This is a genomic window from Pseudomonas sp. SORT22 (assembly GCF_018417635.1).
Taxonomy (GTDB): domain Bacteria; phylum Pseudomonadota; class Gammaproteobacteria; order Pseudomonadales; family Pseudomonadaceae; genus Aquipseudomonas.
On sequence record NZ_CP071007.1, the window covers coordinates 329,730 to 342,571 of the forward strand.

The 12,842-nt window shown below is 62.6% G+C and carries 15 protein-coding genes and 1 pseudogene; 11 read left to right on the forward strand and 5 right to left on the reverse strand.

All coding sequences use genetic code 11. The annotated features are described in order from the left end of the window. Nucleotides 1–67: 67 nt before the first annotated feature. The gene (locus JYG36_RS01540; protein ID WP_045200993.1) at nt 68–313 is read right to left on the reverse strand and encodes a TIGR02647 family protein; all 246 of its coding nucleotides are present in this window, start codon (nt 311–313) and stop codon (nt 68–70) included. A gap of 84 nt (nt 314–397) precedes the next feature. Continuing rightward, nucleotides 398–682: a hypothetical protein gene (locus tag JYG36_RS01545; RefSeq protein ID WP_093378138.1), complete on the reverse strand. Its 285-nt coding sequence runs from the start codon at nt 680–682 to the stop codon at nt 398–400. Between the two features lie 146 nt (nt 683–828). Between JYG36_RS01545 and JYG36_RS01550 the strand changes: the two genes are divergently transcribed. Together JYG36_RS01550 and JYG36_RS01555 are read left to right on the forward strand one after the other, a co-directional pair. Further along, a complete protein-coding gene (locus JYG36_RS01550) occupies nt 829–1,491 on the forward strand; it encodes a glutathione S-transferase family protein (protein WP_045200996.1) in 663 nt (220 codons plus the stop codon). Nucleotides 1,492–1,610: 119 nt separating this feature from the next. After that, the gene (locus JYG36_RS01555; protein WP_093378148.1) at nt 1,611–2,291 is read left to right on the forward strand and encodes a glutathione S-transferase family protein; all 681 of its coding nucleotides are present in this window, start codon (nt 1,611–1,613) and stop codon (nt 2,289–2,291) included. A gap of 17 nt (nt 2,292–2,308) precedes the next feature. Here the strand turns inward: JYG36_RS01555 and argH are convergent, their stop codons facing one another. Then, entirely contained in the window at nt 2,309–3,703 is a 1,395-nt protein-coding gene (argH, locus tag JYG36_RS01560; RefSeq protein ID WP_093378152.1) for an argininosuccinate lyase, read from the reverse strand. A gap of 219 nt (nt 3,704–3,922) precedes the next feature. On the opposite strand from argH, the pseudogene JYG36_RS01565 reads away from it, so the two are divergent. From JYG36_RS01565 to JYG36_RS01600, 8 genes and pseudogenes are all read left to right on the forward strand, one after another. Continuing rightward, a pseudogene (locus JYG36_RS01565) lies at nt 3,923–4,030 on the forward strand (sensor histidine kinase); the annotation flags it as partial. Further along, nucleotides 4,027–4,773 (forward strand): LytR/AlgR family response regulator transcription factor, encoded by a 747-nt coding sequence (locus JYG36_RS01570; protein ID WP_045201002.1) that lies wholly within the window; start codon nt 4,027–4,029, stop codon nt 4,771–4,773. The pseudogene JYG36_RS01565 and the gene JYG36_RS01570, both read left to right, overlap by 4 nt. Before the next feature lie 121 nt (nt 4,774–4,894). Next, on the forward strand, nt 4,895–5,836 hold the full coding sequence (gene hemC, locus JYG36_RS01575) for a hydroxymethylbilane synthase (RefSeq protein WP_045201004.1): 942 nt from the start codon (nt 4,895–4,897) through the stop codon (nt 5,834–5,836). After that, on the forward strand, nt 5,833–6,600 hold the full coding sequence (locus JYG36_RS01580) for a uroporphyrinogen-III synthase (protein WP_045201006.1): 768 nt from the start codon (nt 5,833–5,835) through the stop codon (nt 6,598–6,600). Before hemC ends, JYG36_RS01580 begins: the two co-directional genes overlap by 4 nt. A 46-nt stretch (nt 6,601–6,646) precedes the next feature. After that, on the forward strand, nt 6,647–7,738 hold the full coding sequence (locus JYG36_RS01585; RefSeq protein ID WP_213602904.1) for a uroporphyrinogen-III C-methyltransferase: 1,092 nt from the start codon (nt 6,647–6,649) through the stop codon (nt 7,736–7,738). Further along, nucleotides 7,735–8,973, forward strand: a complete 1,239-nt coding sequence (locus JYG36_RS01590; RefSeq protein ID WP_093378165.1) for a heme biosynthesis protein HemY — start codon at nt 7,735–7,737, stop codon at nt 8,971–8,973. The genes JYG36_RS01585 and JYG36_RS01590 overlap by 4 nt, the downstream gene beginning before the upstream one ends. A 216-nt stretch (nt 8,974–9,189) precedes the next feature. Beyond that, the gene (locus JYG36_RS01595) at nt 9,190–9,711 is read left to right on the forward strand and encodes a disulfide bond formation protein B (protein ID WP_045201012.1); all 522 of its coding nucleotides are present in this window, start codon (nt 9,190–9,192) and stop codon (nt 9,709–9,711) included. Between the two features lie 227 nt (nt 9,712–9,938). Continuing rightward, nucleotides 9,939–10,409, forward strand: a complete 471-nt coding sequence (locus tag JYG36_RS01600) for an Rsd/AlgQ family anti-sigma factor (RefSeq protein ID WP_045201014.1) — start codon at nt 9,939–9,941, stop codon at nt 10,407–10,409. A gap of 15 nt (nt 10,410–10,424) precedes the next feature. On the opposite strand, the gene JYG36_RS01605 is transcribed toward JYG36_RS01600, so the two are convergent. Continuing rightward, nucleotides 10,425–11,090, reverse strand: a complete 666-nt coding sequence (locus JYG36_RS01605; RefSeq protein ID WP_045201016.1) for an FKBP-type peptidyl-prolyl cis-trans isomerase — start codon at nt 11,088–11,090, stop codon at nt 10,425–10,427. 226 nt (nt 11,091–11,316) lie between these two features. Between JYG36_RS01605 and JYG36_RS01610 the strand changes: the two genes are divergently transcribed. Then, nucleotides 11,317–12,381 (forward strand): AlgP family protein, encoded by a 1,065-nt coding sequence (locus JYG36_RS01610; protein WP_213602906.1) that lies wholly within the window; start codon nt 11,317–11,319, stop codon nt 12,379–12,381. Here the strand turns inward: JYG36_RS01610 and JYG36_RS01615 are convergent. Then, complete coding sequence (locus tag JYG36_RS01615; RefSeq protein WP_045201017.1) at nt 12,357–12,839, reverse strand: TIGR02444 family protein; 483 nt, start codon at nt 12,837–12,839, stop codon at nt 12,357–12,359. The genes JYG36_RS01610 and JYG36_RS01615 overlap by 25 nt on opposite strands. Nucleotides 12,840–12,842: the final 3 nt, after the last annotated feature.

The following is a 12,842-nucleotide window of genomic DNA, read 5'->3' on the forward strand; positions in this document are numbered from 1 at the left end:
CCGCCTCACCCACCAGGCCGGCAGGAGCGGCGGTGCGGCGCCCCGACTTGCCCCGCGATTGCAGTTATCAGGCAGGTTCGACGACGTTCAGAATGTTCAGCAACACCTGCACGTTCTCGGCAGCATCGTGACCAAGGCTGGTCAGATAACCGCCATCGGGCTGGTCGGTGAGCTTTTTCTCGTACAGGCGACGCGCAGCGGCGATCACCTCCTTGGAGGCAGTGTTATGCACCTTGATGCCTTCCTGGCTGCTATCCAGGTTGAACAAGGCAAGGACTTCCAGCTCGGCAATCAGTTCGGGGGTAAACGACATAAAGACTCCGACTTCCAGACAAGGAGGGCAGCACCGTCGCCGGTGCCTGGTTTTGCAGTGTAGTCAGGGAAATCCTGCTTTGCTTCAGTCCTTTTCCGGCGGCAGCTCGGGCAGGGCGCGCAAGGCGGTTTCGTACCATTCGGTGTTGAACGCGCGGTCGTCTTCAAGCATCGCATCAATCTCGTAGGCCAGCACGTGGGCCATAAGGTTGAGGATGTCTTCACGCTCGTAGCCCACCAGGGTCAGCTTGTTGAACGTGGCCTTGGCCGCTGGCGGGTTGTCGCTTTCGATCTGGTTCTCGATCGCTTCGATCAGGGTCGACTCGGCGAACGCTTCTTCGTCGTTGTCGATATCGGTAGGTTCGCTCATGGGCGCTTTCCTCTTTTGGGGTGCCCAGTTTGCCACGGGCCCGGCAGCAATGCCTTGTTATCGACAATCTTCATGATGCTGGTCAGTACCCGGCACTTGGGTCTATAACAACCCGGCCAACCCCTTTTCGGCCTGGAGGCTGTTTCATGCTCAAGCTTCATGGATTCGCGGTCAGCAACTACTACAACATGGTCAAACTGGCGCTGCTGGAAAAGGGCGTACCGTTTGAGGAAGTGCTGTTTTTCGGCGGCCAGAGCCCCGAAGCGCTGAAAATCAGCCCGCGCGGCAAAGTACCGGCGCTGCAGAGCGAAGACGGTTTTCTCAGTGAAACCAGCCTGATCCTCGACTACATCGAGCAGACCCAGCCAGGCAAGGCATTGCTACCGGAGGGGGTATTTGCCCAGGCCAAGGTTCACGAGCTGGCCAAGGAAATCGAGCTGTATATCGAGCTGCCCGCACGTGCCTGCTACCCCGAAGCGTTTTTCGGCGCCCAGGTCGATGAAGCCATCAAGGCCAAGGCCAAGACCGAACTGCTGGCCGGTATCGCTACCCTCAAGCGCAACGGCAAGTTCAGCCCTTATGTGGCCGGCGACAGCCTGACCATCGCCGACTTGCTGTTCTGCTTCAGCGTCGACCTGGCCTATGCCGTGGGCAAGAAGGTTTTTGCCATCGATGTGCTGGAAGACTTCCCACAGGCCAAGGCGCTGCTGGAGCAGTTCAAGAACAACCCGAACGTACAGAAGATCGTCGCCGACAAGGAAGCGCAGATGCCGGCTTTCCTCGAGATGGTGCGCTCGGGCAAGCGCTGATTGGAGCACTATTGAGGCAAAAGCAGAAAGCTCCTACGTGTTTATCGGAAGCATACGGCAGCTTTCTGGCTTGATTCGTTCCAAAAATGCAGAGACTTCACACGGCTAGGAGGCCGGAAATGTTCCGACTGCACGGATTCTCTGCAAGCAACTACTACAACATGGTCAAGCTCGCCCTGCTGGAAAAACGCCTGCCGTTCGAGGAGGTGCCCCTGCATGGTTGCCAGAACCCGCAAGTGCTGGCGATCAGCCCGCGCGGCAAGGTGCCGGTGCTGGAGGTGGCGCAGGGCTTTATCAGCGAAACCGACGCCATCCTCGATTACCTCGAAGAGGCCTGCCCTGAGGTGGCGCTGTTGCCGGCCGATCCTTTCCAGCGCGCCCAGGTGCGCGCGCTGGCCAAGGAAATCGAGCTGTACATCGAGCTGCCCGCCCGCTACTGCTATGTCGAAGTGTTCTTTGCCGGCAGGGCGACCCCGGAGGCCTTGAAGGCCAAGGCCCGGCGTGATCTGGACAAGGGCTTTGCCGCCCTGGCCCAGCGCGGTCGATTCGCCCCGTATGTGGCAGGCGAGTGCCTTACCCTGGCGGACCTGTACTTTCTCTATAGCGTCGACCTGGCCTGCCAGGTTGGCCAGCGTCTGTTCGGCATTGATTACCTGCAGCCATTGCCGGGCGCCCGGGCACTGTTCGAGCGACTGGGGGAAAATCCGAATGTGCACAAGGTCGCAGCTGACAGGAAAGCCGAAACGCCGGCTTTCCTTCAGCGCTTGCGTGCGGCTACCCAGGCAGAACTGGCTGGGTAGCAAGACGCAGGAAGGGCTTAGCGCGCGGCGAGCAGCGCCTTGCCGCGGGCTACGGCGGCGCGTACTTGCGCAGGCGCAGTCCCGCCGATGTGGTCACGGGCGTTGACCGAGCCTTCGAGGGTCAGTACGGCGAACACGTCCTGCTCGATCTGGTCGCTGAACTGGCGCAGTTCCTCCAGGCTCATCTCGGCCAGGTCCTTGCCGGTATCGACGCCGTACTTCACCGCGTGGCCAACGATTTCGTGGCAATCACGGAACGGCAGGCCGCGGCGCACCAGGTAGTCGGCCAGGTCGGTGGCGGTGCTGAAGCCGCGCAGGGCCGCTTCGCGCATGATGGCGTGGCGAGGCTTGATCGCCGGGATCATGTCGGCAAAGGCGCGCAGCGAGTCGCGCAGGGTGTCGGCGGCGTCGAACAGCGGCTCTTTGTCTTCCTGGTTGTCCTTGTTGTAGGCCAGCGGTTGGCCTTTCATCAGGGTCAGCAGGCCGGTGAGGGCGCCGAACACACGGCCGGTCTTGCCGCGCACCAGCTCCGGGACGTCCGGGTTCTTCTTTTGCGGCATGATCGAGCTGCCGGTGCAGAAGCGATCAGGCAGGTCGATGAACTGGAACTGCGCGCTGGTCCACAGCACCAGCTCTTCGGAGAAACGCGACAGGTGCATCATCGCCACGCTGGCGGCGGCGCAGAACTCGATGGCGAAGTCGCGATCGGAAACGCCGTCCAGCGAGTTGCCGCCCACAGCTTCGAAGCCCAGCAGCTGGCAGGTCAGTTCGCGATCGATCGGGTAGGTGGTGCCGGCCAGCGCGGCGCTGCCCAGGGGCATGCGGTTGGTGCGCTTGCGACAATCAACCAGGCGCTCATAGTCGCGGCTGAGCATTTCGAACCAGGCCAGCAGGTGGTGGCCGAAAGTCACCGGCTGCGCGGTTTGCAGGTGGGTAAAGCCGGGCATGATGGTCTCGGCTTCGCGCTCGGCCTGCTCCAGCAGGCCCTGCTGCAGGCGGGTGATCTCGGCCAGGATCAGGTCGATTTCGTCACGCAGCCACAGGCGGATGTCGGTGGCGACCTGGTCGTTGCGGCTACGGCCGGTGTGCAGCTTCTTGCCGGTGATGCCGATGCGGTCGGTCAGGCGCGCTTCGATGTTCATGTGCACGTCTTCAAGGTCGACGCGCCAGTCGAAGTTGCCGGCCTCGATTTCACCCTGGATGGTTTTCAGGCCATCGATGATGGTGTCGCGCTCGGCGTCGGTGAGGACGCCGACCTTCGCCAGCATGGTGGCGTGGGCGATCGAACCCATGATGTCGTGGCGGTACAGGCGCTGGTCGAAATTGACGGAGGCGGTGAAACGGGCGACGAAGGCGTCGACGGGCTCACTGAAGCGGCCGCCCCAGGACTGATTGGTCTTGTCGGTGCTCATGGATTCACTCTTGAAGGCGTGAACGGAAAAAGTGGCGTCGATCATAGCAGGATTGGCGGGGCTGCCGGAGTGCGGCGGTCGGGGCAAATGCGGGTTTATGTCGCAGCACAGGCCCGCGACAGCGCGCTTGCAACAGGATATTTATCGATTGAACGGCAGTGTTGCGGCAACCGTCTACAGTTGGACAGAGGCGCGGCATGTTTCCTGCCGGGCCAGTGAATCTTTAGCCATCGTGCGAGTCTGAGCGTGGATCGCCGTGACGGTCGTCACCTCACCTGTCTACGCTATCCTTGTGCGAGACTCACGCAGGAATCCAGCGCTATATGAATGTCCTGATCGTTGATGACGAACCCCAAGCCCGGGAACGCCTGAGCCGACTGCTCGGCGAACTGGAGGGCTATACCGTGCTGGAGCCCAGCGCCACCAATGGCGAAGAGGCCCTGGCCCTGATCGACAGCCTCAAGCCTGAGGTGGTCCTGCTCGACATTCGCATGCCGGGCCTGGATGGCCTGCAGGTCGCTGCCCGGCTGTGCGAACGCGAAGCACCGCCTGCGGTGGTGTTTTGCACCGGTGACGATGAGTTCACCGTCGAGTCGTTCAAGGACAGCACCCTGGGCTTCGTGCTCAAGCCGGTGCAGCCCGACAGCCTGCGCGACGCCTTGAAAAAGGCCGAACGGCCCAACCGCGTGCAACTGGCGGCCCTGACCCGCCCGGCCGCCGAGAGCGGCAGCGGCCCGCGCAGCCATATCAGCGCGCGCACCCGCAAGGGTATCGAGCTGATTCCGCTCGACCAGGTGATCTACTTCATTGCCGATCACAAATACGTGACCTTGCGCCACGAGGCCGGCGAAGTGCTGCTGGACGAGCCGCTCAAGGCTCTGGAAGACGAGTTTGGTGAACGCTTTGTGCGCATTCACCGCAATGCGCTGGTCGCCCGCAACCGCATCGAACGTCTGCAACGCACGCCGCTTGGGCATTTTCAGCTATTCCTCAAGGGCCTCAACGGTGATGCCCTGATCGTCAGCCGCCGGCATGTGGCTGGTGTACGCAAAATGATGCAACAGCTTTAAGGGCGGGGACCAGGGAGCGGTCGACGGCCAGGGATGGTCGGCTCCTACCATGATTTAGATCTGCTAGCGGTCTGGACTGAGCTGTTATCATCGGGCGAATCTATCTCGTACGGATCGTTCCATGTCCACTCGCGAAATCCGCATTGCCACCCGCAAAAGTGCCTTGGCCCTGTGGCAGGCCGAATATGTCAAAGCCCGTCTGGAACAGGCCCACGCCGGCCTGGTCGTGACCCTGGTGCCGATGGTCAGCCGTGGCGACAAACTGCTCGACTCGCCGCTGTCGAAAATCGGCGGCAAGGGCCTGTTCGTCAAAGAGCTGGAAACCGCGCTGCTGGAAAACCAGGCCGACATCGCCGTGCACTCGATGAAAGACGTGCCGATGGACTTCCCCGAAGGCCTGGGCCTGTTCTGCATCTGCGAGCGCGAAGACCCGCGCGATGCCTTTGTTTCCAACACCTTCGACAGCCTTGAGGCGTTGCCGGCCGGCAGTATCGTCGGTACCTCAAGCCTGCGCCGCCAGGCGCAGTTGCTGACCCGCCGCCCGGACCTCGAGATCCGCTTCTTGCGCGGCAACGTCAACACCCGTCTGGCCAAGCTCGATGCCGGCGAGTACGACGCCATCATCCTCGCCGCCGCCGGCCTGATCCGCCTGGGCTTCGAAGACCGTATCACCTCCAGCATCAGCGTCGACGACAGCCTGCCCGCAGGCGGCCAGGGCGCAGTGGGCATCGAGTGCCGCAGTGCCGACAGCGAAATCCATGCGCTGCTGGCGCCGCTGCATCACGCCGACACCGCCGACCGGGTGACTGCCGAGCGCGCCCTTAACAAACACCTCAATGGTGGCTGCCAGGTGCCGATTGCCTGCTACGCGGTGCTCGAAGGCGAGCAGCTGTGGCTGCGCGGCCTGGTTGGCGAACCGGCTGGCGGCAAGCTGCTCACGGCTCAGGCCCGTGCGCCGCGCGAGGAGGCCGAAGCGCTCGGTATCAAGGTCGCTGAAGACCTGCTGGCTCAAGGTGCCGAAGACATCCTCAAGGCGGTCTACGGCGAGGCCGGGCACCCGTGAGCGCCTGGCGCCTGCTGCTGACCCGGCCGGCCGAAGAGTGCAGCGCGCTGGCCCGCACGCTTGCTGAGCAGGGCGTGTTCAGCAGTAGCCTGCCGTTGCTGGAAACCGAGCCGCTGGCGCTGACGCCGGCGCAGCTTGGCCAGGTGCAGGCGCTCGACCAGTACAGCGCGATCATCGTCGTCAGCAAGCCGGCGGCGCGCCTGGCGCTTGAGCAACTGAACGCGCACTGGCCGCAGCTGCCCGCGCAAGCCTGGTTCACCGTTGGCGCTGCCACCGCACAGATCCTCGACGACCACGGTCTGAATGTCAGCTACCCGGCACAAGGTGATGACAGCGAAGCGCTGCTTCAACTGCCGGCGTTGACCGCGGCGATCAAGCGCCCGCAATCCCGGGTGCTGATCATCCGTGGCGAAGGCGGGCGCGAGCTGCTCGCCGAGCGTCTGGCGGCACTTGGCGCGCGGGTCGATTACCTTGAGTTGTATCGCCGCTACCTGCCGCATTACCCTGAGGCCACCCTGGTCCGGTGTATCGCCGGGGAACGCCTGAACGGCCTGGTGGTCAGCAGTGGGCAGGGTTTTCAACACTTGCGCCAACTGGCCGGTGAACACTGGCCGCAGTTGGCGCAATTGCCGTTGTTCGTGCCCAGCCCACGGGTGGCGGAACTTGCCCGCGCCAGTGGCGCACAGAATGTAGTGGATTGCCGTGGTGCCAGCGCCGCGGCTTTGCTGGCAACATTGCAGGAAACTCCTGCACCAGCCCCCTAAGGCGCTAAGCTGATTGGCGACGTGCCACAAAGCAAAGGATGGATACGTGAGCGAAACTGTCTTGCCCAACGATGAACTGAAGGCCCCAGAGGCTCCTGCGCAAACCCCCGTGGAACCTGCCAAACGCTCCGGCAACGGCCTGGCAGTCCTGGCCTTGCTGCTGGGCGCGGCAGGTGTCGCCGTTGGCGGATGGGGCGTATGGCAGGTTCGCCAGCTCCAGGGTAGCGAGCAGGGCCAGGTGCAGAGCCTGCAGGCCCTGAGCCAGCAAACCCTGGCCCTGCAACAACGTGAACAGCAGATGTCTGCGCAGCTGGCCGGCTTGCCGCCCGCATCCGAGCTTGAAGATCGCCGGCGCCTGGTGGCGCAGTTGCAAGGCGATCAGCAACGCTTGAGCCAGCGTCTGGAAACCATCCTCGGCGCCAGCCGCAAGGACTGGCGCCTGGCCGAGGCCGAGCACCTGCTGCGCCTGGCCAGCCTGCGCCTGTCTGCCTTGCAGGACATCGCCAGTGCGCGCGAGCTGGTCAAGGGCGCCGATGAAATCCTTCGTGAACAGAGCGACCCCGGTTCGTTTGCCGCCCGTGAGCAACTGGCCAAGAGCCTGGCGACCCTCAACAGCGTCCAGCAGCCCGACCGCACCGGCCTCTTCCTCAAGCTGGCGGCCCAGCGCGAGCAGGTGTTGCAGCTCAGTGCGCAATCGCCGGAATTCACCAGCAATGCCGATGCGCTGGGTGCCTTGACCGCCGACGGCGATGGCGCCAGCCGCTGGTCGCAGTGGTGGGCAGAGCTGTCGAAGTACTTCCAGATCGATTTCGATGCTGACGACAATATTCGTCCGTTACTATCCGGGCAGTCACTCAACCAGCTGCGCCTGGCTCTGAGCCTGACCATCGAACAAGCCCAGTGGGCGGCGCTCAACGGCGAGGCCAAGGTTTATACCCAGGCCCTGGACGACGCCCGCAGCGTACTGCTGGCCAACTTCAACCCGGACAACCCGCAGAGCCAGGCGATGCTTGCCGCCCTCAACGAACTGGCCGAGCAGCCGGTCACCGTGCTGGTGCCGGACCTGGCCGACAGCATCAGTGCCGTGCAGGCCTACCTTGAGCGCCGGCATCAGCCAGTCGAGGGGGCCAAGCCATGAAGCGCGTCTACCTGCTGGCGGTGGTGGCCATTGCCGTGGCAGCCGCGCTCGGCATCGCGATCGCCAAGCACAGCGGTTATGTGCTGATTTCCTACGGCAGCTTTCGCTATCAATCGGGCCTGTGGGCAGCGCTCGCAGCCTTGGCCGGGATCATCCTGGCGCTGTTGCTGGTGCGCTACCTGGTGGGCCTGGTGCTGACCTCCGGCGGGGTGGTCAACCCCTGGTCGCGGCGTAACCGCAGCCGTCGTACCCAGCTGGCGATCGAGCAGGGCCAACTGGATCTCGCCGAGGGTCGCTGGGCCAGTGCCCAGCGCCACCTGCACCGCGCTGCCGAAGCCGAGCGTCAACCGCTGCTGTACTACCTCGGCGCTGCGCGTGCCGCCAACGAGCTGGGCCGCAGCGAAGACAGCGACAACCTCCTGGAGCGGGCACTGGAGCGCCAGCCCGAAGCGGAACTGGCCATTGCCCTGAGTCATGCCCAGTTGCAGATGGACCGCGGCGACAGCGACGCTGCCCTGGTAACCCTGCAGGCCATGCAGGAGCGTCATCCGCATAACGTTCAGGTGCTGCGCCTGTTGCAACGCCTGTACCGCGAGCGTGGCGACTGGTCGGCACTGATCCGCCTGCTGCCCGACCTGCGCAAGGATAAAGTGCTGCCGGCAGCGGAGCTGACCGAGCTTGAGCGTCGCGCCTGGGGCGAGAACCTCAACCTGGCGGCCAGCCGCGAAGGCGATGAGCAAACCGCCCGGCAATCCCTTGAGCGCGCCTGGCAGCAGCTCACTGCTGCGCAGCGCCAGGAGCCTCAGCTGGTGCTGGCCTATGCCGAGCAACTGCGCCAGCTGGGCGCCGAAAGCGAAGCCGAGCAAGCCCTGCGCGCCGCCCTCAAGCGCCAGTACGAAAGTCACCTGGCGCGCTTGTACGGGCTGGTGCGCGGCAGTGACCTGGCGCGCCAGCTGCAAACTGCCGAAGGCTGGCTCAAGGACCATCCCGACGACCCCAGCCTGCTGCTGACCCTGGGCCGTTTGAGCCTGCAGAACCGCCTGTGGGGCAAGGCACGGGATTACCTGGAAAGCAGCCTGCGCGTGCAGCGCAATCCTGAAGCCTGTGCAGAACTTGCGCGCTTGCTCGCTGGCCTGGGCGATACCGAGCGCAGCAACCAGCTGTTCCAGGAAGGCCTGGGCATGCTTGATCAGCGTCTGCTGGCATTGCCGCTGCCAGAGGCCGTGCGAGCTTGAGCTACCCATGGGCGCGCGAAAAAACGCGTGCCCATGGGCTCGAACAAATCTCCTGCTTTAGCCGGTAATTTTTCCTTCAGATGCCCAGCTATCTTTCTTGCTTAGTTCGGGATACTTCCCTTGTCGTTCAGGGACTTGTCCCGGCTGTCTTGCCTTGATACAAGCCGCGCCTTTCCTCTACCGTTGTCGCCTGTCCATCGCGCTCCTGGATTCGCCATGTCGTTGGCCCGCTTGCGTTCACTGTTCTTCCCGGCGTTGCTGGCATCGGTACTGGTCCAGGCTGCCGCCTATTACCTGGAATTCGGCATGGGCCTGGTGCCTTGCCCGCTGTGCTACAGCCAACGTTTGTTTTTGGGCGCCTTTGCTCTGGTTTGCCTGTGCGCGGTAGTGCATTCCCCAGGGCGTCTGGGCACCCGCATCTATGCCGCGCTGGCGTTGTTCTTCGCCACCGGCGGGGCACTGTTGGCCGCCCGGCATGTCTGGCTGCAAGGCAATCCGGCGCTCTCGAGCATCGAATGCGAACCGGCTTTTGACTATGTCCTCGAAAGCATGCCTATGCTTCAGGTCGTCAAGGCAATGATCATCGGCAGCCCGGATTGCGTGCCAATCACCTGGAGTTTCCTCGACCTGACCATCCCTGAGTGGAGCCTTTTGTCGTTCGTCTTGCTGGCAACCCTGCCGACCTGTCGCCTGCTCGGGCGCACCCGCCCACTGTTCAGTCGCTCGGTAAAAAACTGAGGCGAAGTTTTTCACTGTGCAAGCGACCGGCGGCAAAGGATGGGCGGATTAAACACTTGTATGAACTTTGTCGCGTGCGTACCTTGAAGGCTAGGGCGCACGGGAATAATCTCCCTGCACGCATACCGAAAACACAGCTGCTCGATGCCGCTCTGCTGACTTCACCTTTGCTCTGCACATTTGCGGCGCGGGGGCAGGGGGCATTACCCAGAAGGGAAGAGATCGCCATGCTAGATAGTTGTCAGAATGCTCAGGAACGCTGGGGTGGGGTCCATAAACTCATTGACCGCTGGTTGGATGAGCGTGCAGAGCTGGTGACGGCTTTCCGCGAGCTGCGTGATGCCAAACCGGCCTTTGCCGACAAGGACAAGAGCCGGGACTTCTGTGCGGTACTGGTCGACTACGTGTCAGCCTGGCATTTCGAAGTGAGCGAGCAACTGGTCAGCGAAGCCAAGGCGTTTGGCGATACTCGCGGGCTCGAGCTGGCCAAGCAGATCAGCCCGCGCATTGATGCAATTACCGAAATCGCGTCGGCCTTCAACGATCATTGCGACAAGGGCGACTGCAATGACTCTGAGCGCTTCGCGAAAAAGCTTCGCGAGCTGGGCAGTTTGCTGCACGAACGTTTCGAACTCGAAGACTGCCTGATCGAAGTGCTGCACACCGCGCACAGCGAAGAAGGCGCAGTCCAGGCTTGAGGGTGCTGCCGACCCTCAGTCGGCAACCCCAAGCAACTCGATCTCGAACACCAGCGGCGTATAGGGCGCAATCAGGTCGCCCGCGCCTTCGGCACCGTAGGCCTGCGCCGAAGGAATCACCAGCCGCCATTTCGACCCGCTCGCCATCTGTGGCAATGCCACTTGCCAGCCCTCGATCACACTGTCCAGATTGAACCATTGCGGCTGCTGGTTCTGATCGAACACCGTGCCATCCGGCAACTTGCCAACATAGCGAACCTGGACTTTGCCGCCGGCTTTTGGCTTGCTGCCAGTACCGGCCTGCAACTCGCTCACGAGTATCCCTTCAGCCAGTTCACGCACTCCGGCCCGGGCCCGTTCAGTGGCCAGGAATCGTTTTTCCGCGCTCAGCAATTGTTCGCTTTGTGCTTGAACTGCAGCTTGGTTGGCCTGGGCATCATGTTCGCTGAGTATTGCCGCCATGCGTTCTTGGCTCAGGGCCAATGGCTTGTTCTGATAAGCCTGGCGCAAGCCATCGATCAAGGCATCGAGTTGCAGGCCGGGAACTTCCGTGCGCAGGCGCTCGCCCAGGCTGGCACCCAGGCTGTAAGCCAGGTCATGGTCGCTGGCGGGTTTAGTATCAGGCGCTGCAATTAACGCTGTTGGCAACAGCAACAGGGTAAGGACTAGATAACGCGGCACAGGCTCGCTCCTGCTTCAGAGGAAATAAAGTATGCCAGCCTTCGCTCGTCACTTCGTGTAAATATCAGCAACACTTTGTGCAGCATCTACACTTGTTTCCAGCTGCAGCGATAACAACTTTGCCCAGGCATGCAACGCGGCGCATTTAATACTGTCAACATGCCCTAGCGGCGGTAGCAGCAGAAGCATAGTATGAGCCGCAATCTCGTCAGCCAGGAGGTAAACCATGTCGGCCAATAAGAAGCCAGTAAGTACGCCGTTGCACCTGCTCCAGCAACTCTCGGGCAGCCTGCTCGATCATTTGGAAAATGCCTGCTCGCAAGCGCTGGCTGATGCTGAAAAACTACTCGCCAAGTTGGAAAAACAACGTGGCAAGGCCCAGGAAAAACTGCACAAGTCGCGGCTGAAACTGCAGGACGCTGCCAAGGCTGGCAAAGCCAAGGCGCAGAAAAAAGCCAAGGACGGGGTGAGTGAACTGGAAGGTTTGCTCGACTCGCTGAAAGACCGCCAAACGCAAACCCGCACCTACATCCTGCAGCTCAAGCGTGACGCTCAGGAAAGCCTGAAACTGGCCCAGGGCGTTGGCAAGGTCAAGGAAGCTGCCGCCAAGGCATTGAGCGTGCGTTCGGCCAAACCTGCTGTTGCAGCAGCAAAACCTGCCGCCAAAGCACCGGCCAAACCTGCGGCGAAAACCGCAGCAGCCAAACCCGCAACCAAGCCAGCGGCTAAACCTGTGGCCAAAGCGCCAGCCAAGCCAGCGGCGAAAACCGCAGCGGCTAAACCTGCCGCCAAGCCAGCGGCCAAACCAGCAGCGGCGAAAGCACCTGCCAAGCCTGCAGCAAAAACTGCAGCAGCCAAGCCTGCCGCCGCTAAAGCCCCGGCTAAACCTGCGGCAAAAACCGCAGCTGCCAAGCCAGCAGCCAAACCTGCGGCTAAAGCGCCAGCCAAGCCAGCGGCTAAAACCGCAGCGGCCAAGCCTGCCGCCAAGCCAGCGGCCAAACCAGCAGCGGCGAAAGCACCTGCCAAGCCTGCAGCCAAACCAGCAGCGGCAAAACCTGCAGCCAAGCCGGCCGCTAAACCTGCCGCAGCTAAAGCGCCGGCCAAACCCGTTGCCAAACCGGCAGCCGCTAAACCTGCAGCCAGGCCAGCCGCTGCCAAGCCAGCTCAGCCTGTAGCTGCCAAGCCAGCTACTCCAGCAGCGCCTGCAGCACCCGCTGCTTCTGCACCGGCAACCACTGCGCCAGCAGCTTCGGTAGCATCGACCACTCAGACCCCGTCTTCGGCGTCCTGAGTCGTCAGCATCACGGCGCGCAGCCTTTGCAGCGCGTCGTGATGCGCACCGGCGCCTTCGGGTGCCAGCCAGCCTATCCAGTCCACTTCGGCTTCGGGCGTTGCTGCCCAGTCTTTGCAGGCCGTCTCCAGGCGCTCCAGCAGGATGCGTTCTGCCGCTAACTCCAGGCCTTTTACCTGCTCGCGCAATACCGCCAGTTGCGCATCCTTGGCTGCTTCGTCACGCCAGGACTGGCGCAGGGCGCGCAACGGTTTCACCACCTCGGTTTGCCACGCCTCGGCGAGTTCCTTGAGTTGTTTAACCCGTTGTTCGTTCGCTGCGATACCGCGTGCGCCGAGCCACACGCCGCACAGCAGCAGGCAGACGTCGCCACCCCGGGCCTGCCATTGCAGGCAGGCGGCTTCTACGCCCGGTCGAGCGTAGAGCTTCAGGGCAAAATTCCACAGGTCGGTGTGCATGGT